At 40.2% G+C, this 24,331-nt stretch carries 18 protein-coding genes; 12 read left to right on the top strand and 6 right to left on the bottom strand.

The features are described from left to right. Positions 1-6: 6 nt before the first annotated feature. Together rpmG and mutM are read left to right on the top strand one after the other, a co-directional pair. Positions 7-177 (top strand): 50S ribosomal protein L33, encoded by a 171-nt coding sequence (gene rpmG / locus HMPREF3279_RS09530; RefSeq protein WP_005613503.1) that lies wholly within the window; start codon positions 7-9, stop codon positions 175-177. A 73-nt stretch (positions 178-250) separates the two neighbouring features. After that, on the top strand, positions 251-1,066 hold the full coding sequence (gene mutM, locus HMPREF3279_RS09525) for a DNA-formamidopyrimidine glycosylase (protein ID WP_070868992.1): 816 nt from the start codon (positions 251-253) through the stop codon (positions 1,064-1,066). A gap of 20 nt (positions 1,067-1,086) precedes the next feature. Here mutM and HMPREF3279_RS09520 read toward each other — a convergent pair whose 3' ends face one another. Further along, positions 1,087-1,806, bottom strand: a complete 720-nt coding sequence (locus HMPREF3279_RS09520; protein ID WP_070868991.1) for a DUF554 domain-containing protein — start codon at positions 1,804-1,806, stop codon at positions 1,087-1,089. A gap of 113 nt (positions 1,807-1,919) precedes the next feature. Next, a complete protein-coding gene (locus tag HMPREF3279_RS10060; RefSeq protein ID WP_083327193.1) occupies positions 1,920-7,187 on the bottom strand; it encodes a YadA-like family protein in 5,268 nt (1,755 codons plus the stop codon). Positions 7,188-7,694: 507 nt separating this feature from the next. On the opposite strand from HMPREF3279_RS10060, the gene nrfA reads away from it, so the two are divergent. From nrfA to HMPREF3279_RS09470, 9 genes are all read left to right on the top strand, one after another. After that, positions 7,695-9,218, top strand: coding sequence for an ammonia-forming nitrite reductase cytochrome c552 subunit (gene nrfA, locus HMPREF3279_RS09510; RefSeq protein WP_180365036.1), 1,524 nt, complete (start codon positions 7,695-7,697; stop codon positions 9,216-9,218). Between the two features lie 72 nt (positions 9,219-9,290). Continuing rightward, positions 9,291-9,956, top strand: a complete 666-nt coding sequence (gene nrfB / locus HMPREF3279_RS09505) for a cytochrome c nitrite reductase pentaheme subunit (RefSeq protein WP_049384503.1) — start codon at positions 9,291-9,293, stop codon at positions 9,954-9,956. Continuing rightward, positions 9,956-10,633 carry a cytochrome c nitrite reductase Fe-S protein gene (gene nrfC / locus HMPREF3279_RS09500; protein WP_070868990.1) on the top strand — a complete coding sequence of 226 codons (678 nt, stop codon included), beginning with the start codon at positions 9,956-9,958 and terminating at the stop codon, positions 10,631-10,633. Before nrfB ends, nrfC begins: the two co-directional genes overlap by 1 nt. Then, positions 10,630-11,595, top strand: coding sequence for a cytochrome c nitrite reductase subunit NrfD (gene nrfD, locus HMPREF3279_RS09495; protein ID WP_070868989.1), 966 nt, complete (start codon positions 10,630-10,632; stop codon positions 11,593-11,595). The genes nrfC and nrfD overlap by 4 nt, the downstream gene beginning before the upstream one ends. Positions 11,596-11,742: 147 nt before the next feature. Then, on the top strand, positions 11,743-13,647 hold the full coding sequence (nrfE, locus tag HMPREF3279_RS09490; RefSeq protein WP_070868988.1) for a heme lyase NrfEFG subunit NrfE: 1,905 nt from the start codon (positions 11,743-11,745) through the stop codon (positions 13,645-13,647). Continuing rightward, positions 13,640-14,170 (top strand): DsbE family thiol:disulfide interchange protein, encoded by a 531-nt coding sequence (locus HMPREF3279_RS09485; protein WP_049363042.1) that lies wholly within the window; start codon positions 13,640-13,642, stop codon positions 14,168-14,170. The genes nrfE and HMPREF3279_RS09485 overlap by 8 nt, the downstream gene beginning before the upstream one ends. A gap of 1 nt (position 14,171) precedes the next feature. Continuing rightward, on the top strand, positions 14,172-15,227 hold the full coding sequence (nrfF, locus tag HMPREF3279_RS09480) for a heme lyase NrfEFG subunit NrfF (protein ID WP_070868987.1): 1,056 nt from the start codon (positions 14,172-14,174) through the stop codon (positions 15,225-15,227). Between the two features lie 3 nt (positions 15,228-15,230). After that, positions 15,231-16,433 carry a BaiN/RdsA family NAD(P)/FAD-dependent oxidoreductase gene (locus tag HMPREF3279_RS09475; protein WP_070868986.1) on the top strand — a complete coding sequence of 401 codons (1,203 nt, stop codon included), beginning with the start codon at positions 15,231-15,233 and terminating at the stop codon, positions 16,431-16,433. Between the two features lie 109 nt (positions 16,434-16,542). After that, positions 16,543-17,637: a 5-methyltetrahydropteroyltriglutamate--homocysteine S-methyltransferase gene (locus tag HMPREF3279_RS09470; RefSeq protein ID WP_070868985.1), complete on the top strand. Its 1,095-nt coding sequence runs from the start codon at positions 16,543-16,545 to the stop codon at positions 17,635-17,637. Positions 17,638-17,778: 141 nt separating this feature from the next. Here HMPREF3279_RS09470 and HMPREF3279_RS09465 read toward each other — a convergent pair whose 3' ends face one another. From HMPREF3279_RS09465 to HMPREF3279_RS09450, 4 genes are read right to left on the bottom strand one after another with little or no spacing between them, the layout of a single operon-like run. After that, a complete protein-coding gene (locus tag HMPREF3279_RS09465; RefSeq protein WP_049363035.1) occupies positions 17,779-19,095 on the bottom strand; it encodes an MFS transporter in 1,317 nt (438 codons plus the stop codon). A 53-nt stretch (positions 19,096-19,148) separates the two neighbouring features. Then, positions 19,149-19,892 carry a 2-succinyl-6-hydroxy-2,4-cyclohexadiene-1-carboxylate synthase gene (gene menH, locus HMPREF3279_RS09460; RefSeq protein ID WP_070868984.1) on the bottom strand — a complete coding sequence of 248 codons (744 nt, stop codon included), beginning with the start codon at positions 19,890-19,892 and terminating at the stop codon, positions 19,149-19,151. A gap of 45 nt (positions 19,893-19,937) precedes the next feature. After that, on the bottom strand, positions 19,938-21,644 hold the full coding sequence (menD, locus tag HMPREF3279_RS09455; protein ID WP_070868983.1) for a 2-succinyl-5-enolpyruvyl-6-hydroxy-3-cyclohexene-1-carboxylic-acid synthase: 1,707 nt from the start codon (positions 21,642-21,644) through the stop codon (positions 19,938-19,940). A gap of 5 nt (positions 21,645-21,649) precedes the next feature. Continuing rightward, on the bottom strand, positions 21,650-22,930 hold the full coding sequence (locus tag HMPREF3279_RS09450; protein ID WP_053086265.1) for an isochorismate synthase: 1,281 nt from the start codon (positions 22,928-22,930) through the stop codon (positions 21,650-21,652). Positions 22,931-23,084: 154 nt separating this feature from the next. Between HMPREF3279_RS09450 and HMPREF3279_RS09445 the strand changes: the two genes are divergently transcribed. After that, a complete protein-coding gene (locus HMPREF3279_RS09445) occupies positions 23,085-24,299 on the top strand; it encodes a pyridoxal phosphate-dependent aminotransferase (protein WP_049369481.1) in 1,215 nt (404 codons plus the stop codon). Positions 24,300-24,331: the final 32 nt, after the last annotated feature.

Genomic DNA, 24,331 nt, shown 5'->3' with positions numbered 1-24,331 from the left:
TAAAACATGGCAGCTAAAGGCGCTCGTGAGAAAATCCGTTTAGTTTCTACAGCAGAGACTGGTCACTTCTACACAACTGATAAAAACAAACGTAATATGCCTGAAAAAATGGAAATCAAAAAATTTGATCCAGTAGTGCGTAAACACGTTATCTATAAAGAAGCAAAAATCAAATAATTTTGCTGATTTTAAAAAAAGCCCGACATTGTTCGGGTTTTTTTATACCATAAATTCATTACTGAGATTATCTATGCCTGAACTTCCTGAAGTCGAAACTGCCCTACGCGGTGTCAGTCCCTATTTGAAAGGTTTTACCATTGAAAAAATTGTAGTGCGCCAACCACAATTACGCTGGGTTGTTTCTCCAGAATTAACAACGCTCAAAAACGTCAAAATTTTGGATACTTCTCGTCGTGCGAAATATCTAATTATTCACACAGAAAAAGGTTACATCATTGGCCATTTAGGGATGTCTGGCTCCGTTCGAATTGTGCCTCATAACAGTCCTATTGATAAACACGATCACCTTGATATTGTGATGAATAATGGCAAATTACTGCGTTATAACGACCCTAGACGCTTTGGTGCATGGCTATGGACGGAAAACTTAGACGACTTTCATCTTTTCCTAAAACTTGGCCCTGAACCGCTTTCTGATGAATTTAACGCAGAATACCTTTTTAAAAAATCACGTAAAAAATCGACCGCACTTAAATCCTTTTTAATGGATAATGCTGTCGTCGTGGGTGTAGGAAATATTTATGCCAATGAAACGCTCTTTTTATGTGGTTTGCACCCAATGAAATTAGCCGAAAATCTTACTCGAAACCAATGTACCTTACTCGTTGAAACAATTAAAAACGTATTAGCGAAAGCCATTACACAAGGTGGAACAACATTAAAAGATTTCTTACAACCTGATGGTCGCCCCGGTTATTTTGCGCAAGAATTGTTAGTTTACGGAAACAAAGACAAACCTTGTCCAAAATGTGGCACTAAGATTGAAAGTATGATTATTGGGCAACGCAATAGCTTTTATTGCCCACATTGTCAGAAAAAGAAATAGGCGCTATACACGCCTATTTTTTAGAAAAAGGTGCTCCAGAAATGAGAAATCGGCATGGCGAGAAAAAGAGCCGGCAACATATTCGCTACATGGAACATTTGGATATTACAAATGCGAAAGCCTGCCGCAATCATTAACATACCGCCTACTGCCGCAAAATCCCCCCGCATTTCAGGTGTTACGAAAGGAATAATAAACACTGCAGAATAAGCTAAAATCACTTGAACCAATGTTTGTGGTACAAAAATACTTGCTACAGAAATGCCAAGCGATGTAGCAAAAATCATCGCGGTGAAAAAATCTAGAAAGGATTTCACAATAAGAATATCAAAATCACCTGTCATCCCTTCATTCATCGCCCCAAAAATACCCGTTCCACTAAATGAAAATAAAACCACAATCGCAACAAATTTAGATAAGAACTCTTCTTGGCTATGCATGCTACTTGGTGTATCAGGGAACATCTTTTCAACAAGACCTTTCGCTGATGAGGCAAGCTTATTAATTCCGTGTTCTAATAAAAGCAACTCGCCAATAATCGTACCCAATAACACCGATAAAATCATTGCGGGCATATTGGTGGTTTTCGCGACCATCACAATGCCCATGCCCATAGAACACAAACCAAAAATTAAGGTTAAATTAGTGCGTAAACGTTCTGGAATGCGTCCACCGAGCGCCGAGCCAATGACTGCGCCACTAATAATCGCCAGAGCATTAATATAAGGTCCGATAATCATATTCTTCTCCGAGTTAACACATCCTATTATACGAAAAACGCGATGAAAATCGACCGCACTTTTAGCAACAAAAAAGGCATGGTTCCCCATGCCTTTTGTTTATTAACGATAAATTACCAGTGGTAACCTGCACCAACTGCTACACCCACTTTACCTTGTGTATCGCTAGTACCCGCTAAACGAATAATGATTTTACCGTTGTCTGAAATACGTGACATACCTAATGCCACTGCATTTTGACCTTGGTAATTACCCGCTGCCACAGATACCATGCTCTTACCTGGAATGTAAGCCTGTGGTAATTGAGAAGCCGCTAACGCGCTTGCAGTACCTGCATTTACACGTTTACCTAACTTGTTCACTTGACCATTTAAGTGGTTGATCTTGTTATTCATGTCAGCTTTTACTTCGTGTAATTGGCTACCGTTTACCGCATCAGTACTGTCTGCTGCAATGCGTCCTGGGGCAACATTGGTAATTTGTTTATTACCTGCATCAATACCATTTTTAGTCATACTTGGACCATTTTTAATGGTTACACCATTATTATCAATCACAGTATCACCCGCAGTGAATTTGTTTGCCGTTACACTTTCCACTTTAAGGTTTTTCTTGATACCTACACGAACATTACCGCTCTTATCAATGTTTGTCATCACATTATCGCCACCATCAAACTCACTCCAGTTTGTGTTGCTATCAGCGCCTTTCACATTGATTTGACTATTTAATTTCGCACCGTAAACATCGCCTACGTTTGCGCCAAATTTTAAGCCATCACTTAATGTTGCGATAGTTTCACCACCAAAGTTCATACGATTTGGTGTTTTACCATCAAGATTTGGTGCTGCATCTTTACCACTTACTACTGTAATTGGGGTTGAGTTATCACCTTCGCCAAGATTGATGGTAGTAGTGTTAACCGTTGTTGCAGTAACATTTTCAGCTTTCAAGTCTTTTGTGGTTGAAATGGTAAAATTCATACCATCTTGCTTAATTTTGATATTTTGTCCTGCGATATAAGTCACGGTACTACCTGGACTTACCTTTTGAACAGTTTCACCCTCAGCTTCACCACCATCTTTATTCACAGTGACATTCCAACCAGAATTATTGATTGCATTTGCAACAGTAGTTGCATTCACCAATTTAGAGCCGTCTACAGGTGTATCAATTTTTCCTGTTGTATTAGGTGTTAAATTAGTAGTCGCTACAGCATTATAAAGTTGGCTACCGTTTATTGCATCTTTGCTATCTGCATTCACATCACCATCTGCAACATTAGTGACTTTGTTTCCACCTGCATTCACGCCAGTATTAGAGATTGATACAGTTTTATTTGGATCTTTAACTGAACCATCTGCATTCAAATTATCCGCTTTATTAACTGCAACACCTGCTGGAGTGATTTTTGTCACATCACCTGATGCATCTTTAAATTCAGCACTATTTAACCCTTTTAAGTCTTTAGCTAACTGAACTTCTAATGTATCAGTGCCATCTGCTTTAACATTGATATTACCTGCTGCTGATTTAAAGTTTGTTGACTCTGCTTCAGCTACACCTTCACCTTTAATTTTCACTAAGGTATTCAGTTTATGTTTGTTTACCGTACTTTCATTATTACCTGTAAACTTCAAGCCATCATTTAAAGTTGCAACACTTTCACCGTTTATATCTAGGCGAGGTTTCTTAGTTGTATCATCACCATCTACACCAGCAGGGCCCTCTGCGGTCTTAATTGTAAGTGGATTTGCACCATCTTTACCCGCTAAACCGATTGAACCATCTTTTCCGTTAATTGAAACAGCAGAACCATCTTTACCTTTAACATCTAACGATCCATCAGTACCTGGTTTTCCATCTTCTGCTTTTTCGCCTAGTGTCATATTATCTGATGTCGCAATTTCATAACCATTTGTAATTTGGGTAACCTTAATATTTTTACCTTGATTAATTGCAAATGTTTCATTGCTCGTAATACGTTTATCTGCGTCAGAAAGAGCCGGTGTCTCAGTACCATTCGTTGTTAAATTGAAGCCCATACCATCAATTTTCTTATTGATTGTATCGCCTAATGAATATAATTGACTACCGTTCACAGCTTCTTTGCTATCCGGTGCTACATTACCGTCTGCCACGTTGCTAATTTTGTTACCTGCAGCATCAATACCTGATTTAGTCACACTTGGGCCACCAGTAATCGTCAAACCATCGTTATTAATGGTTGTATCACCTGCTGTTACATTACCTGTAGCATTAACATTAGTCACATTAATCGTGTCATTTAACTTAAATGTTACATTATTGCCATCTTTAGTGATTTGAATGTTGTCATTGGCACTTCTTAAATCGACTGTCGCATCTGGTGCGATATTAGATTTATTTTCACCGGTATTTACTGATAGATTCCAACCTTTGTTAGCAATCTCTTTCACTTCTTTCAATTGCGAAACATTCACTGCATCAGTGTCATCGGTACCTGCTGCAACACCTGTGATTTTTTTGTCACCTGCATTAATACCTGATTTGGTTACACTTGGTCCACCGTTAACAGTTAAACCATCGTTATTAATGGTTGTATCACCTGCCTTGACGCTATCAACTTTAAGATCTTTGTTTAACTTAACTTGAACACCATTAGGATTCGCTTCAGTGGTAATATTATCATCACCAGTAATTGCGACTTTATCACCTAATTTCTTAACATCAGACTCTTTAGTATCACCTGTAAACGTTAAACCTTTAGTGTTAACGGTAGTATTCGCATCAACACCTTTTTGAATATCATCTTTTGTTGTTTGAGAAAGATCGACAGCATAATCTGTTACGTCTACGCCATCAGCATTTTTAGTCGTGCCGTTAGCTGTAACAGAAACTGCAGCTGAACCATTTGAAACAGAGGCCGAAACTTCTCTATCAATTTTCTGACGAGTTGCATCATCAATTTTAACTTCAATACCATTGCCAGTTGCGACTGTCGTTAAACCATTTGAACCTGTGATATTTAAAGATTGTGCTGCTAGATTAACCGAACCAGCCCCTGTATTACCTGCTGTAGTCAAGTTGATGGCTTTAATGGCGGTATCAACTGCACCACTGGTTACAGCCTTATTGTCCCCTGCTGTAACAGCAGTTGATTTATTTAACGTAAATGTCACATTGTTTGCATCAGCTGTACTTGTAATATCGGTACCATCACCTACAATGCCTAAAGATTCACCTAATTTTTTGACCGCACTTCCGGTATTACCCGTGAAAGTAATTGGCATGTTACGAACATTATTAATGGCGTCAGTGACATCACCTGCCGTAGCAATATTATTAGGATTTGTAGCTGTTGCATTACCAGTTGTCGTATTAGTCGTGATATTTGTTGTATTCACATCAAATTTCACAATAGTGCCATTTTCAGCATCAGTTACATTTACTGTGGTTAAATTACCATCTTTAAAGTTCACAAAACCATTGTTATTGATACGTGATTTAGAAGTACCATTTTGTTGTACGTTAAAGCCACTATAAGTTAATACGGTATAAAGCTGTGAACCGTTAATTGCATCAGTAGAGTCTGCAGTAACACGGCCCGCACCAACATTTTGAATTTGACGTTCAAAACCCTCTTTGCCAACAGAAACAGCACCAAGCGAATTATTAGCTAGACCTGCTTTAAACTGTTTATTTTCACTCACGCCATTATCATTTTTGAAAGCGGCTTCATAGGCAGTTCCACCGAAAACATTGCCACCTGCAACACTGTCTTTACCTAATGCAACCGAATTTTGCACCGTTGCATTAGCTGATGAACCAATCGCTACAGCATCAGCTGCTGTACCCATAGCACCTTTACCGATAGCAATAGATGCTTGTTCTGAAGCATTAGCATTATTACCTATTGCGATACCATAAATGCCACTAACATTTGCATTTGCCCCCGTAGCAACGCCTGCATAAGCAGAAGAGGCAGTATGGCCAATGGCCACGCCTAACTCTTTAGCATCTGTATTAGAACCTAGTGCTGTCGAGTTAGTAACGGCTTTAGCATTTGTACCCACTGCTGTAGCATTACCACCATTAGCATGGGTCGCAAAACCAATCGCTGTAGAATTTGAAAAATTACTGGTTGCATTATTACCTAATGAAACGCCATTAACTGCACTTGATTTCGCATCTGGGCCAATTGCAATAGAATTAACTGCCGTTGCACCATTATTATTTTTATTTCCCTCAACAGTCGAATTAACCGAGAAATAACGAATTTTTTCAATTTCTGCCATCGCAGCATAAAGCTGAGAACCATTGATTGCATCAGTCGAGTTTGCAGAAATATCACCTGGTGATAAGTTGATGAGTTGACGTTCATAGCCTTTTTTACCAATGGAAACAACGTCCCCCGCGATAGTATCAGCACCACCAGCCCAAGTATAAGTTGTCCCTAAAATAGTACGAGTAGTATAGGCAACCCCCGCTTTATCCGTCGCAGAACCGCCACCAATCGCAACAGAGTTTGCAAAAGTTGCATTAGCTCCTGTACCAACAGCGACAGCATTCGTTTTTTGAGCTGCAGCCAATGAACCTAATGCTAATGAAAGATCCCCAGATTTTGTTTTTGTTCCTAATGATACAGCAGCCTCACCAGCAATCGTATTCATCCAACGGGGAGTTTGAAGATCCCCTCCAGTTAAATCTTTAAATGCTTGTTGAACCGTTCCCGTTTTATCTTGGCCATTAGTATTGATATAAGTCGTTTGTGTAGCCGCTGCTTTATCAGTATCATCCCCGCCAATCGCAACCGATGCATTACCATAAGAAATAACATTACCGCCAATCGCAATTGATTGATCGCCTCGAGCCCATGCACCCTCAGTAATAGAATTACCACCAAATGTAGCCGCTTTATCAGCTCTAATGCCAGCTCCAATAGCAATAGACTGGTTTACTCGTACAACAGAAGTGCTATCGCCAACTTGAGCATTTTGACCGATGAGAATATTACGACTACCCGTTGTTCCACCATAATTTCCTGTGCCATCACCAATCAGCACACTATTGTCATAACGACCATTTACGCCATAACCAATAGCGGTAGTACTTCCACCGCTTGCTGATGTGGCACTGTTCCCAACCGCAATACTAAAAGGATGTACATTTGTAGGCGCATTGCTTCCATCCCCCACAATCACGTTCGCTTGCGCCGGCATCATCACTGCAGATAAAGAAAGTGCAAATGCAGAAAGTTTGAAAAGAGAAGATAAACGTGTTTCGCTTGATACACGTTGTTCGGAGTTAGAAGAAGCTTTTACGGCTCCTTTCGCTAATTCTGATGTCACGACGAAAGATTGTGTCGTTTTATTCCAAATAATCTTAAATACTTTGTTCATAAAAAGGTTCTCCCAAACAAATAGGTCAAGTTTCTAACACGCTCAAATAATACAAACTAAGCGAATAAATCATTAAGTTTCGGGAGTATAACTGACCCAAGTATAAGATCAAGGAAATGTTTGCTTTTTACACTGATTTTTACAAAAAATTTACATTTTAACGTTTGCGTAACAATGGTATTAGAAAAAGCCATCTAGAGTGGCTAATCACAAGGGTTTAATCTCTCTCAAACAAGTAAAAAAACACGATAAAACTCAACCGCACTTTTTCCTCTTTCAAGGTATTCTCCTCTTACCACTTTCCTATACCTGATATACCCCTTTATGAGTATTTTGATTTTAAAGTTTGATCAACCTCAAAGTTTTGAAAAAAAACCTTAGGAAAACTACTGCTTTTTGGTATCTTATGCTTGCGTTGAGCTATTTTTATGAGTGAATTCAAAAGCTTAATAGGAATTGTTCGCATTTAAAATTGTTTTTTTATTCTTTCCTAATGGAGTGATTATCGTGAACGCATTGAGAAAAAGCCTTATCCTGGCGACTTCTTTCGCAGCTTTAGGTGTATATAATTCAGCGATGGCTGAAATGGTATACAAGCCTGTTGAACAACCTGTGGAAGCACCAAACCCTAATTTAAAAATTGACGCAGTGAATGAAAAATTCGCTGAGAAATATCCTAGCCAATTCAATTCGTGGAAAGCGACTGAAAAAGGCGACAAAATCATCTATGCAGATGAACAAGATCCTCGTTTAATCGTGTTATGGGGCGGCTATTCTTTTGCAAAAGAATATAACGCACCTCGTGGTCACGTTTATGCAGTAGAAGATGTACGTAATATTTTACGTACTGGTGCGCCCAAAAATGCAAATGATGGCCCACAACCAATGGCATGTTGGACTTGTAAAGGTCCAGACGTTCCTCGTTTAATTGCAGAATGGGGTGAAGATGGTTACTTTGGTGCCAAATGGGCTAAAGGTGGACCAGAAATTGTCAACTCGATCGGTTGTGCTGACTGTCACGATACGACCTCTAAAGACTTTGCTGAAGGCAAACCTGCATTACGTATTGCTCGTCCACACGTTCTTCGTGCATTAGATCACTTAAATAATGCACTTCAAGCAAAAGCAAAAGCTGAAGGTAAAGAACAAGCTAACTTAAGCTTTAACACAGCTGCTCGCACTGAAAAACGTGCTGAAATCTGTGCAAACTGTCACGTTGAATACTACTTCGCAGGCGACTTAAAACAAGTAACCTTCCCGTGGAACAACGGTCAAACTGTTGATGACATCGAAAAATACTACGATGATATCGGCTTCAGTGACTGGACTCACTCGCTTTCTAAAGCACCAATGTTAAAAGCGCAACACCCTGACTTTGAAATTTGGTCTTTAGGTATGCACGGTAAAAACGGCGTAACTTGTATCGACTGTCACATGCCTAAAGTACAAGGTAAAGACGGTAAAGTTTACACCGACCACCAAATCCAAAACCCATTCGATGCATTTGATACCACATGTGCAAACTGTCACGATCAAAGCAAAGAAAAACTTAAAGACATCGTTGCTTCACGTAAAAAAGAAGTGAAAGATGTAATGGGTCGTTTAGAAGATCAAGTTGTTCGTGCTCACTTTGAAGCGAAAGCAGCATGGGATGCTGGTGCAACTAAAGAAGAAATGGAACCTGCTTTAATGGATATCCGTCACGCTCAATGGCGTTGGGACTACGCAGCAGCAAGTCACGGTGGTCACATGCACGCACCTGATGTAATGCTTCGTGTATTAGGTTCTGGTATCGACAAAGCAGCGGATGCACGTGCTAAACTTGCAGCAATCTTAACTAAACATGGCGTGAAAACTCCGGTTGAAGTACCAGATATTTCTACAGCTGATAAAGCATGGAAAGTAATGGGTATTGATATCGAGAAAGAACGTCAAGCGAAAAAAGAATTCTTAGAAACTGTTGTACCTCAATGGGTAAAAGAAGCGAAAGCCAATGGCAAATTAGCTGAAGATACCGCAACAAAACAATAAAAAAAGAACCGCACTTTGTAACTAAAGTGTCGAAGTGCGGTCATTTTTAACCATATATTTGAGGTAATCAGAATGAATTTAACTTCTTTAATCAGCAAATCGGCAAAATCCCTCGCATTGCTTGCAATGCTTGCGGCAATGCCAATGGCTGCAAGTGCGGAAGAGATGGCAAAAACACCTGCCTCTCAACTCACTTATGAGCCACAATTGGATAACCAACGTGACCCAAACCAATATTGTGCGAAATGTCACAAATTTGACCAAGTTGATAAAAACCAAACTTTAGATCAATCTGGTGGTGAATTACACTTTGGTAAATTCCACGGCGCACACTTAAATCAAAAAAGCCCTAACACAGGTAAACCGATTAACTGTGTAAACTGTCACGGTAATATTTCGGAAGATCACCGTCGTGGTGCAAAAGATGTGATGCGTTTTGATGGCGATATCTTTGGTGATAAAAAACCAATGTATACCGCGCAAGAACAAAACCAAGTTTGTTTTGCTTGTCACCAACCTGCAAAACTTCGTGAAAAACTTTGGGCGCACGATGTTCACGCAATGAAATTGCCTTGTGCAAGCTGCCACACATTACACCCGAAAGATGATGCGATGAAAGGCATTCAACCGAAAAATCGTGTGAAACTTTGTGTAGATTGCCACGGCGAACAACAAAAACGCAAAGCGGCAAAAGACACACAATCACAAACGCAATCAACCGAACAAAAGGATAAATAATGACAGCTTGTTCACGCCGAAACTTTGTTTCCGGCATGGGGGCATTAATCCTTATGACGGGGACATCAGTTACCTCTTTAGCGAAAGAGGAAAAGGCGGATAAACCGAAACGCTATGCAATGGTACACGACGAAACAGCTTGTATCGGCTGTACCGCTTGTATGGATGCTTGTCGTGAAACAAACCACGTTCCTGAAGGCGTTTCACGTTTGGAAATTCTCCGTAGTGAACCTTACGGCGAATTCCCAAATCAAGAATACGAGTTTTTCCGTCAATCTTGCCAACACTGTACAAACGCCCCTTGCGTGGCAGTTTGTCCGACCGGTGCATCATTTATTGATCCTGAAACAGGTATCGTAGATGTGCATAAAGATCTTTGTGTAGGTTGCCAATACTGTGTTGCAGTTTGTCCTTACCGCGTACGTTTCATTCACCCAGTACACCGTACTGCGGATAAATGTAACTTCTGTCGCGATACAAACTTAGCAGCTGGCAAACAACCTGCTTGTGTAGAAGCTTGTCCAACCAAAGCATTAACCTTTGGTGATATGAATGACCCAAGCAGCGAAGTGTCCCGCAAAGTGAAAGAAAAACCGGTTTATCGCACGAAAGTGGAATTAGGTACTCAACCAAATCTCTACCATATTCCATTCCAACACGGGGAGCCAAGAAGATGACATTAGATTATCCTGTTCCGTTTCACACACCTAACCTGGTGTGGGATTCAACAATCGCTATCTATTTGTTCTTACTTGGTATTTCTTCCGGTGCGGTACAATTAGCGATTGCTTATAAACGCAGTAACAAATTAGAAAATCCAAGCAAAAACTGGATTATCCGAGCAGCCGCCGTTTTAGGTTCTGTGCCAACATTAATTGGTTTAACCCTATTAATTTTCCACTTGGCACGTCCTTGGACATTCTGGAAATTGATGTTTAACTATCAATTCAACTCTGTAATGTCTATGGGGGTAATGTTATTCCAAGTTTATATGCTGTTCTTGGTATGTTGGTGTGCGGTTATCTTCAAAGAAGATATCATGGCGTTTATCCAACGTTTTATGCCAAAACTTGGCTTTGTCGGTAAAATTATCAATGTATTAGAACGTTTAACTGGTCCTGTAGAAGTCATTCTCTTCATCTTAGCCGCTGTGCTAGGGGCTTATACCGGTTTCTTACTATCAGCATTGATCAGTTACCCAATGTTAAATAACCCTGTTCTACCAGCGTTATTCTTGGCTTCAGGTACCTCTTCAGGTATCGCTGCAACCTTCTTATTTATCCTCATTGCAGGTAAATTAAAAGGTGATAGCCATGAATCACACTTCATTCACAAATTTGAAGTGCCAATTATGGTGACTGAACTTGGTTTATTAATCTGTTTCTTTGTTGGTCTACACTTCGGTGGTGGTCAGAAAGTGGTTGCGTTACACAATGCTCTTTCCGGCTTCTGGGGTGCAGTGTTCTGGATTGGGGTATTCTTAATTGGTATCTTAATTCCACTATTTGCCAACCTTGCCGTAAAAGACAACTTAAAATACAACAAGAACTTTATTATCCTTGTGTCAATCTTCGACTTAATCGGGGTTCTCTGCTTACGTTACTTCATCTTGTATGCAGGACAACTTACCGTTGCGTAAGGATAAATTTCTTATTTAATCAAAAGGCGTATACAATACGCCTTTTGTTTATTTAGAAGACTAAAGTGCGGTTAATTTTACGTATGTTTTTCATGCTTAAAATCAACCTTATTTTGTAAAATACAACCTTTAATACTGAAGAATACTATGCTTCCCGAACTCGGATTTCTCTCATTACTCTTTGCCACCACCGCGGCGCTCTTACTTTCCATCGTGCCACAAATTGGTATTTGGCGAAATAAACCCACTCTCACCAATACAGCTTGGGGATTAAGTTATTGCTTCAGTATTTTTACAAGCGTTTCCATCGGCATTCTCGCCTACTCTTTTGCGACAGATGATTTCACATTGGAATACGTCGCGGCGCATTCTAATTCTCAACTACCGACATTTTTCAAAGTGGCCGCCACTTGGGGCGGGCATGAAGGCTCCATTTTATTTTGGCTTTTCACATTAAGTCTTTGGTTGGTGGCTTTTGCTTTTTTCTCTCGCAAAAATGACCGCTCTTTTTCTGCTCAAACCCTCTCTTTACTCGGCTTAATTTGTCTTGGGTTTGCTATTTTCATTTTGTTCTACTCCAATCCATTTGGACGTGCATTCCCTGCCCCAGCAGAAGGGCGAGATCTCAACCCAATGCTGCAAGATATCGGCTTAATTTTCCACCCGCCGCTTTTATATGTGGGTTATGTGGGCTTTGCCGTTAACTTTGCCATGTCCATTTCAGCTTTAATCTTTAATCGTTCTGCACAAGCAATTGCGCGTGCAATGCGAGCTTGGGTTCTCGTTTCTTGGTTATTCTTAACATTAGGGATCGTGCTCGGTGCATGGTGGGCATATTACGAATTAGGCTGGGGCGGCTGGTGGTTCTGGGACCCAGTAGAAAATGCTTCACTTATGCCATGGTTATTGGGACTCGCACTTTTACACAGTTTGATGGTGACTGAAAAGCAAGGCATGTTTAGCTACTGGACAACACTCTTTTCCCTACTCGCTTTTGCATTCAGTGTATTAGGCACATTTATTGTCCGTTCAGGCGCATTAACTTCCGTGCACGCCTTTGCTTTAGATAGTTCCCGTGGTTATGTGTTATTGCTCATTTTCTTCTTACTGACTGTCGGCTCGCTCAGCTTATTTGCGCTACGCACAAATACCAACGAAAGTGCGGTCAAATTTCCACTCATTTCTAAAACTGGGGCGATTTTAGGTTTAAACATCGTATTGACCGTGGCCACCGTCAGCACATTCTTAGGCACTTTCTATCCAATGCTATTCCAAGCCATGAATTGGGGCAGTATTTCCGTAGGAGCCCCTTACTTTAATAGTATTTTCTTACCCTTGCTTACGTTAGTGCTTTTTGCCATGGCGGGCACTCTTTGCTTAGGCTGGTTTAAAGCCGATAAGAAACACTTTTTCAAACGCTTGTTATTACTCATTCCTGCAGCAGTGATGGCTTATGGCATGATTTGGAATGCGTTGCAAAATGACAGTGCGTTACGTTTCCATTTCTTCGCTTATGTGTTGCTCACCCTCGCTATTTGGGTATTATTCGTCACCTTATGGCAAAATTGGGCAAAAGTCAGACTTGCCTATTTCGGGATGATTCTCGCACACTGTGGAGTGGCTATTGCCACAATGGGCGCCGTGATGAGTAGTTACTTTGGCAGTGAATTAGGTATTAGACTTGCACCACAACAAAGCCAGCAATTAGGTCAATTTGAATTCCACTACGATCGTTTTTCCAATGAAATTGGACCAAACTTTACCGCTGAAGTTGCTTTCTTTAGCGTATCAAAACAAGACAAACCTTATGCTGAAATTGTACCTGAACGCCGCTATTACGACGTTCGTACCATGACCATGAGTGAAGTGGGTTTAGATGCTGGTCTTTGGGGCGATTTATATATTGTGATGGGTGATAACTTGGGCAAAGGTGAATTCACGTTCCGCTTGCATTACAAACCACTTATTCGCTGGTTATGGCTCGGAGGCATTTTAATGGCACTTGGCGCATTATGTTCTGCCATCAATTTGAAGAGAAAACGCGATGAATAAAAAGTTTATTTTGTTTTTACCACTGATTTTATTATTGAGCGTTTGCTTACTGCTTTTTGTTGGTTTGCATAAAGATCCAAAACAAATTGCCTCTGCACTCATTAATAAGCCTGTGCCGGAATTCTATCAAGCAAATCTACTTGAACCGAGTCAAATCGTCAGCCCAAGAGATTTCCCAAAGAAACCTTTCCTGCTTAATGTTTGGGGAAGTTGGTGTGGCTATTGCCAACAAGAACACCCTCTCTTGATGGAAATTTCAAAAGACGTGCCCATTGTGGGCATCGACTATCGTGACAAACCACAAAACGGTATTGCGATGCTCGAACGCATGGGCAACCCATTTATACTCACTATTGACGATAGCCGTGGTGAATTTGCGATGCAATTAGGCGTAGATGGTGCACCAGAGACCTATATTGTCGATGAACACGGCATGATCCGTTATCGTCATTCTGGCTATATGGATCGTGAAACGTGGCTTACCGAAATCAAACCAAAACTTGATGAATTAACAAAAAAGTAAAATGAAAAAATTAACCCGATTTCTGACCGCACTTTTACTGACGTTTGCCCTTTTTGCTCACGCAGAAATGGTGGACACCTATGCGTTTAAAAACCAAGCCGATCGTACTCGTGCTGTTGAACTGGCAAAATCCTTACGTTGCCCACAATGTCAGAATCAGAACTTAGTTGAGTCCAACTCCCCTATCGCTTATGACTTACGTATTGAAGTCTATAAAATGGTGGATGAAGGAAAAACGAATCAGCAAATTATCGATACGATGACTGCTCGTTTCGGTAATTTCGTGAACTATAAGCCCCCTTTCCAATGGAATACCGCACTACTCTGGCTATTGCCTATTTTGCTATTAATTGGTGCTTTTGCATTGATTTTGTTTTCCACTAAAAAATCAGAAGAGGCCCCTAAGCCACTTGAAAATCAACCTCATACAGCGCCTAAAGAAGAAAAAAGTGCGGTCAAATTTGAAACCAAATCCGCCATTTGGGTCTTTGCTATTTTGTTGGTTCTTCCTTTAAGTTATTACTTCTCCCTTGATCGTTTTGAGCGTGTTCAGCAAGGTGAAAAAGAGATGGTTGAGCTTACTAATAAAAAAGCCGATACATCAATGGTGCATCAAAAAGAAGATATGGTGCTCAAAATTCAAAATAAAATTCGAGAAGATGTGAATAACCCTGAGCTTTGGGCTCAGCTAGGTGATGCTTATATGCAAAATGATGAATTTGATCATGCACTCATCGCCTATAGCAATGCAGAAAAAATTTCAGGCACAACACCGGCTATTTTAGGTCTCAAAGCAACCGCACTTTATTATCAAGCAGGTCAAAATATCACACCACAAATCCAGCAAATAATGGATGAGGCGTTAAAACAAGATAAACATGAAATCTCGGTAATCACATTATTGGCGACTGAAGCCTTTAAAAATCATGAAGCTGAAAAAGCCAAAGCTTATTGGCAACAATTATTAGATTCAGGTAATGCTGCCGTGGATCGCCGTACTGTCATCCAACGAATCAAAATGATAGACTATTTTGAAAAAGGGCAAGTATCACAATAAATTATGAGTCGCTATTCAGAAAATATCATCATTGGAGCCGGTGCTGCCGGCTTATTTTGTGCCGCACAGTTAGGAAAGCTGGGCAAACAAGCCACCATTTTTGATAATGGTAAGAAAATTGGCCGAAAAATTTTAATGTCTGGCGGTGGATTCTGTAATTTTACCAATATGGAAATCACATCTGGCCGTTATATCAGTCAAAACAAACACTTCGTCAAATCTGCCTTAAAACGTTATACACAATGGGATTTTATTGCTTTAGTCGCTGAATACGGCATTCCTTACCACGAAAAAGAATTAGGTCAGTTATTTTGTGATAACGGCGCAGAAGATATCGTGAAGATGCTCGGAACGGAATGTAACAAATATGGTGTTAGCATTCAATTACGTAGCGAAGTCAGTGATGTTGAAGTCGTTGAAAACAATCCTAAAGTGCGGTTCAAATTAAAGGTAAATGCAGTTGAATGGCAATGTCGAAATTTGATTATTGCCACAGGTGGGCTATCTATGCCAGGCTTGGGCGCTTCGCCTTTTGGCTATCAAATTGCAGAACAATTTGGATTAAATGTGATTCCTCCGCGAGCAAGTCTTGTGCCATTCACGTGGCGAGAAAGTGAAAAATTCTACGCGGCACTATCCGGCATTTCATTAGACGTAGCGGCAACAAATCAAAACAAAACCTTTACTCACCAAATGCTATTTACCCATCGTGGTTTATCAGGCCCTGCTATTTTACAGATCTCCAATTATTGGCAACCGGGTGAAAGCATTCATTTAGATTTATTGCCCTATAACAACATTCGTCATCATTTGGATGAAATGCGTCAATCTTCACCTAAATTACAATTAAAGACCGTATTAAGTCGATTATTACCAAAAAAATTAGTCGAACTTTGGTTAGAACAAGGCTTGATTCAAGACGAAGTGATTGCAAATTTAAGTAAAGTGCGGTTAGAAAATCTAGAGAATTTAATCCACAACTGGCAATTTATACCTAATGGCACTGAGGGCTACCGAACGGCTGAAGTCACGATGGGCGGAGTTGATACCCATGAGATTTCATCCAAAACCATGGAAGCGACAAAGATTAAAGGTCTCTATTTTATCGGTGAAGTGCTCGATGTTGTCGGCTGGTTAGGCGGCTACAATTTTCAATGGGCATGGAGTTCGGCTGCCGTTTGTGCAATGGGAATTGCTGAAAGCTAATCTTTCTCTGCATTAATTATTTTCATCATAAATGAAAAAATCATTACTTTGATCGTGAAATATCCTTACGTTAAAATCAGCATACGAAAATAAAAAGAAGGATATAAACATGACATCAAAAACACTTCCCTTCCACGCTGATACAGTCGGTTCATACTTACGTTCTCAACCTTTAAAAGAAGCCCGTGCAAAATTTGCAGCAGGCGAACTTTCTCGTGAACAATTAACGGAAGTTGAAGATCAAGAAATTGCAAAATTAGTACAAGCTCAGTTAGATGCTGGTATTCAAGTCATCACAGATGGGGAATATCGCCGTGCGTTTTGGCACATCGATTTCTTAGAAAACCTTAATGGCATCGAAGGTTATCACCCTGAACACGGTTATAAATTTAATGGTGTGGAAACCAAACCTTACAATACTCGCTGCTGCGGTAAAGTATCTTGGAATCCAAACCATCCATTTATCGAACATTTCAAAAAATTAAAAGATATTGTTGGGGATCGTGGCGTCGTAAAATATACCATTCCAAGCCCAAATCAATTAATGTATCCAATTCAATGGGATACGGGCGTTTATACGACACGTGCAGAATTTGCCAAAGATGTTCAACAAGCTTATAAAGATGCAATCAAAGCCTTCTATGATGCAGGTTGCCGTTATTTACAATTTGATGACGTGTATTGGGGGTCGCTCTGTAACAATCACCTAAAACCAGAATTTGAAGCAGATAAAGCACAAGCGCTTGAAAATATTCAAGTTGTATTAGCCGCTAAACCAGCAGATATGGTTATCACAACACACGTTTGCCGTGGCAATTTCCGTTCAACCTATTTATTAACCGGCGCATACGATCCTATTGCGGATGCGTTATTCGGTCAAACCCAATACGATGGCTATTTCCTTGAATATGATGACGAACGTTCTGGTGGGTTTGAGCCATTAAAACACTTTGCCAATAATCCACACAAAGGCCGTGTTGTATTAGGCTTAATCAGTTCAAAATTCCCTGAATTAGAAGATAAAGCAGCTATTAAAGCTCGCATTAAAGAAGCGACGCAATATGTTCCACTTGAACAGCTTTGCTTAAGCCCACAATGTGGTTTTGCGTCAACAGAAGAAGGGAATATCATGACGGAAGCACAGCAATGGGCAAAAGTTCGTTACGTTGAAGAAATTGCTAAAGAAGTATGGGGTGAAGATTAATTCTTTTCATAAAAATACGCTGTTTTTAACCGCACTTTTATAGACTGAGAACGTAGCAATACGCTCTTTTTTACTGCTTCCTTTCAACAAATAAAAAAAGCTGATGTTATTTACATCAGCTTTTTCATTATCAATTTGTCACTAGATCTGTGTTAAATCGACGTTTTTCGTTTCTTTTGAGGCTAATAACGCTAACAAGGTTAAGAATGCATTAATGGCTAAATAAATCCCTACGCCCATTAAGCCATAAAGTGCATTGATTTTTAATGAAATCATTGCCGCAATGGTTGCCCCGATAATGGATGCAATATTGTAGGCTAAAGAAGCGCCAGAATAACGTACTTCCGTTGGGAATAATTCAGGTAATAACGCCGCCATTGGGCCAAATGTCATGCCCATTAATGCCATACCAATTACTAAGAAAGCAAATACAGAAGCCGGTGTACCATTTCCAAGGAATAATGGCATACATAATGCAAAAATTAAAATGCTGACCGTTGTCCAAATTAACCATTTGCGACGACCAATTTTATCTGCATAAAGACCTGAAATACTGATAAAAATCGCAAAAACGATCGCACTCATTAAAAGTAATCCCGTGAAGGTATTGGCAGGAATGCCTAACCCCATAGGATAGCCCGCTTCTGAAAGGGTTGCCGGTGTACGAGAATACGCTTGAGCAAAGGCAGTCATAATATAGAACAAGGAATAAGTCGCCACCATAATAAAGGTACCAATCACCATCGGTTTAAAGTGTTTAGTAAATACCACACTCACCGGTGCTTTTAATTTTTTCCCTTTTTCTTCCGCTTCAACGAAGACATGGCTCTCATGTAAAGTTAAACGAACATACAACCCAACTAAAACTAAGGCTAAAGAAGAAACAAACGGGATACGCCATGCCCACTCAACAAGGGCTTGTTGCCCCCAGAAATAGCTCACTAAGAAGAAGGTTGCATTAGCCACAAATAAACCAATTGGTGCACCTAATTGAGGGAATGTGCCATACCAAGCACGTTTTCCTTCTGGCGCATTTTCTGTTGCCACTAAAGCGGCACCACCCCATTCACCACCAAGACCAATACCTTGACCGACACGGCAAATACATAACAAAATCGGTGCCCAAATACCAATTTGAGAATAAGTCGGCAATAAACCGATAACGACCGTAGATCCGCCCATTAAAACCAAAGAGGCGACCAAGGTTTTCTTACGACCAATCTTATCACCAAAGTGCCCAAATAAAGCTGAGCCAATTGGACGAGCAAAGAACGCTAAGGCTAATGTTGAAAGAGAAAGCAAATCATCTGAAAGCGGATCACCACTATGGAAGAATTGCGTGTTAAAAACTAATACTGCCGCAGCGGCATAGATATAATAATCGAAGAATTCAATTGCGGTACCCACCATAGAGGCTAAAGCAACCTTCAGTGGATCATTACGAAGTTGTGAGGACATTTTGCTTCCTTAAGAGTCAAATAAAATGAAAGGGCTAAATCCTAGCATTTCCCTTAAGGTTGAGCAATTTTTAATACGATATTTTTGATTTTTTCAGCAAAATATGTCGGGTTTTCTAAATGTGCATTATGACCTGCATCAGGAATAATCGTTAAATCAAGTTGATTATCCTCTGCCATTTGGCGAAACTTCTGATCTCGTTCACCACAAAAATAAAAAAATGGCAGCAAACTTGACCGCACTTTCTCTCGAAAATCAGGCTGTTTGGCAAGACTAGTGGCTAACAATATATGACCAATATTTGCACCACAATTGGCTTTTCGCTTTTCAATTAATGCCTTACGTTGCTGTTCATTTAAATGAGAAAAAACAGGTTGTTGATACCAATCTTCGAGCACGATTTCAGGCTTTTCATGGAAAAAACGCTCAGCCCACATTTTGTCATTGACCAAACGACTTTGCTTTTCTTGCTCAGACTGTAAACCTAAATTCGCTCCTTCTAAAATGACTGCCTTTAAATGCCCTATTTTCACTCTAGCTTGCAGTGCATAATATTGTGCGATTCGTCCACCAAGTGAATAACCGATTAAGATATAAGGCTCATTTTTTATGAGATGTTGAATTTGTTCTTCAAGGCACTGAGCGGTTTGCTCAAAATCTTCAACGGCAACAGCTTTATTCTCACCATGAAACGGTAAATCGAGAGAGAAACAACGAAAGTGCGGTAGATTTTCGATGACTTTTTGCCAATCTGATTTCGTACCTAATAAGCCATGAAGAAAAACAAGATTCATCATAATAATGCCATATAAAGAAATCCCCTCTATATAAGAGGGGAAAAATTATTCACCAATCACCGCGTGGCTGATTTGTTCAATCAAGCGCTTATAGGTTGCGCTGCCATCACTTGGGTTTGTTTTGATTTCAATTAATGTCGCACGGCGGCGAGTATAAGCTTGTTTTAACACGGAGCTTAAATCTGCCCAGGTGTAAGGCAAGGCATATTTTAAGCCAAACATTGCCGCGACTTGAGAGAAATCACCATTATGTGGCAAGCGATAGAACTGCTCTTTCACCTCTTCTTCCACTGGCAACATATCAAAGATTGCGCCACCATTATTGTTAATAACAAAAATAATAGTCGGTTGAGTGACATTCTTAAATAAGGCTAAAGAGTTTAAATCATAAAGCGTGGACGTATCACCAATCATGGCCACCACAGGTTGATCGGCACCGATACCAATACCTGCAGCCGTTGCTAATAAGCCATCAATTCCGCTTGCACCACGGTTAGTATAAATCGGATACCCTTCAGGTAATTTGGTTAACGCATCAACCAAACGCACAAAAAGACTGTTTCCTAAGAACAAAATACCGTTGTAAGGTAAAACACGCTCAATATGATGTGCTAATGAGGCTTCATTAAGATTGCCACCGACTTGTTGTTCGATAAAGGTTGCACAGAATTTTGAAAGTGCCAGAGGTTCGAGCAACCAAGGCTTTTGACGCAATGGCGGGTGTGCACGCAACCAATGATGCGCTTTGGCGTTAAAGCGAGTTTGCGTATGGTGGTTTGGATCAACTGCATTTTGACTTTGCTCCACCACCCAAAATTCACCTTGAAATTCCGCTAAGAATTGGTTAATACGTTTACTGATAAAACGAGAACCAAATTGAATCACGATATCAGCTTGAAGTAGTTTTTGTTTTACCGTTTGGTTTGCTAGCCAAATATCCGCATAAGGCATGAGAGGCTCAACACCTGATTGAATATCCGTAAGCAAAATCCACCCCATGGTATTTGCCCATGAGTTAATACCCATTGCTTGTTCAGGCGTTAATTGTCCTGCCACAATCACACCACGTTTTGTACGCCAAGTATCCCAATTCTCGTGCATTAACACTTCTTGCTGTAATGGTTGATGATCAACCCAATTTTTAGGCTGGCTTAACCAACGTTGAATTGGCATTAACCATGGATGACCGTCAATTTCTTGCTCTTGGGCATTATAAAGTGGCTCTGCAAAAGGCACATTGATATGTACCACACCTGGTTGTTGTTTTTGTTTATAGCACGCTTGTTCCAACGTAGAAATTAACCATTTTGCCGCATAATCGGCTTGAGGTTTCGGTAGATTGACACTTGCCACAGGGTAATCGGCAAACATATTTTGTTGCACGATAGCTTGATTCGCCCCACATTCCCATAATTCAGGTGGGCGATCAGCGGTAAGAATAATTAAATTCACGCCTGTTTGACGAGCTTCGATAATTGCTGGATATAAATTTGCTGCTGCGGTGCCCGAGGTGACAATCACGGCAACAGGTGCTTGAGTAGATTTTGCAATCCCTAACGCAAAAAAGCCTAAACCACGTTCATCAAAGTGACTATGGCACGTTGCACGAGAAGCATTTTGTAAACGCACAGCTTCTAGCGTTAAAGGTGTTGAGCGTGAACCAGGCGCAATACAAAAGTGACTCACGCCTTGGCGAACCAAGGTTTCTAAGATCACCTTTGACCAACAACGATTAAATACGCTTACAGACATTCTTCTTATTCTCCGTTATTCTCTGCAAACAGGGAAATCAGCCCTGCCGCTTTACGTTCAATTTCTAACCACTCTTCTAGGGGTTGTGAGCCTTCCACAATACCGGCACCAGCAAATACACGCACTTGGTTTTCTTCAATAAAAGCCGAACGAATAGTAACACAAAATTCTGAGAGATTTTGGCTCATCACGCCTAATGTTCCGGCATACCAACGACGATCAAAGGTTTCTATTTCAGCTAAAGCTTTCTTCGCTTGTTGCTGTGGTAAACCTGATACCGCTGCCGTTGGATGAATTGCCTTCAGTAAATCGGCATCCGTACAAAGTGCGGTCAATTTTGCGTGCATTTTTCGAATCAAATGCTGCACTTTGCGTAATGACTTTAATGCGACATCATCAACGGTAATTTGTTCCACTAAGTGACTGATATTTTGTGAAATATCTTCAACCACCAACCAGTTTTCATTGAGGTTTTTTTCATCATTTAACAGCCAATTCGCACGTTCATCATTTTCACTCGGATTATCACTAACAGGTGCAGTACCCGCAAGCGCCTCCGTAAATAACTGACGATCATCTCGTGCAAATAAGCGTTCAGGCGTCGAACCTACAAAACAGTGTTCAGCATTATCTGCCCATAAAAAATGGTAACAACCACTATTTTTGGCTTGGCTTGCTGCAAGAAAATCTTTTCCGTTTAACTTACTATGAAGACCAAACACGGTTTCATTTGCCAAAACAAGCTTGGTTAATTCCCCTTGTCGAATACGAGCGAGTGCTTGATTGACCCAGTCACACCACGTTTCTTGGTTTGCTTTTGGCACCATGCTTTCGATGGTTAATTGATTAAGTGGTAAAAGTGCGGTTGTTTTTTCGAATGAATTCAACACCGCTTTTGCTGAATCAAGCTCATTTGTTTCAACAAACACAGAAACTACTGTCTCACCATGTTGTTGTTCAATTAAAACTTGAGGCAAAATAAACTGGCTTTCACCTTGAAACTGTAAACCGCCCACTAACGGGAAATCGTACTCTTGAATAAATTGCTGTGCCAAATTCACATCTGAAAATGACCGCACTTTCCCCACCGCTGCGACGGTTTTAGCTTCATCACGAAAACGTAAATAAAATTGTGGATAAACAAGTTGCCCCTTCATCCATGCCAAAAGATCAACACCCAATTTCATCTTCGTCTGAAGACGTGCAATAGCGGGTTGCTGATCAGTTGTCACCAAGGTTTCAAACTGGCGAATTAGCTCAGATTTAGCTTGTTCTAAAGGGCCCATGAAAAATAATAAAACACACAAAAAATTAGCCCATATTCTACCGCACTTTAATACATTCAAAAAATTTTTTTATTAAATCTTTTCAAGATAAGAATTTAAGCGTAAATTAGACGTAATTTTTGAATGAAAATCTAATTATCATAGGATGTTACTAATGAGATCTTTTCCTAAATCAGACAAATTAGAACACGTTTGCTACGATATTCGTGGACCGGTTCACAAAGAAGCTTTACGCCTAGAAGAAGAAGGCAACAAAATCTTAAAACTTAATATCGGCAACCCTGCCCCATTTGGTTTTGAAGCGCCTGATGAAATTTTAGTTGATGTTATCCGCAACCTACCATCTGCACAAGGTTATTGTGATTCCAAAGGGTTATATTCGGCACGTAAAGCTATCGTGCAATACTATCAATCTAAAGGTATTCATGATGCGACAGTAAACGATGTATACATCGGGAATGGTGTATCTGAATTAATTACCATGTCCATGCAAGCTCTTCTCAATGATGGTGATGAAGTCTTAGTTCCAATGCCAGACTATCCATTATGGACAGCGGCTGTGACATTAGCGGGCGGAAATGCAGTACATTATTTATGTGATGAAGAAGCGGGTTGGTTCCCTGCTATTGATGATATTCGCGCGAAAGTCAATGCCAAAACCAAAGCTATCGTCGTGATCAACCCGAACAACCCGACAGGTGCGGTTTATAGCAAAGAGTTACTCGAAGAAATTATCCAAGTTGCACGTGAAAATAATCTGATTATTTTTGCTGATGAAATTTATGACAAAATTCTCTACGATGGTGCTATCCACCATCATATTGCTGCCCTTGCACCAGATGTATTAACCATTACATTCAATGGCTTATCAAAAGCGTATCGTGTTGCGGGCTTCCGTCAAGGTTGGATGATTTTAAATGGGCCAAAACAACATGCTAAAGGCTATATTGAAGGCTTGGATATGCTGGCGTCTATGCGTTTATGCGCAAATGTACCAATGCAACACGCCATTCAAACCGCATTAGGTGGCTATCAAAGTATTAATGAATTTGTTCAACCGGGTGGTCGTTTACTGGAACAACGCAATAAAGCCTATGATTTAATTACTCAAATCCCGGGTATTAGTTGCGTAAAACCAATGGGGGCAATGTATATGTTCCCGAAACTCGATATCCAAAAATTCAACATTCATAGTGATGAAAAATTTGTGCTCGATTTATTACGTAAAGAGAAAGTGCTTCTTGTTCATGGTAAAGGCTTTAACTGGCATTCACCGGATCACTTCCGTGTGGTAACACTTCCTTATACCGGTCAATTAGAAGAAGCCATTGGCAAATTGGCTCGTTTCTTAGAAACCTATCGTCAATAATAAAAAAAGAGCGGTTAATTAACCGCTCTTTT

This window comes from Haemophilus sp. HMSC71H05, assembly GCF_001838635.1.
Classification (GTDB): domain Bacteria; phylum Pseudomonadota; class Gammaproteobacteria; order Enterobacterales; family Pasteurellaceae; genus Haemophilus_D; species Haemophilus_D parainfluenzae_R.
Note: the sequence above shows the minus strand (reverse complement) of the source record. Positions and strands in the feature narration are given on the sequence as shown.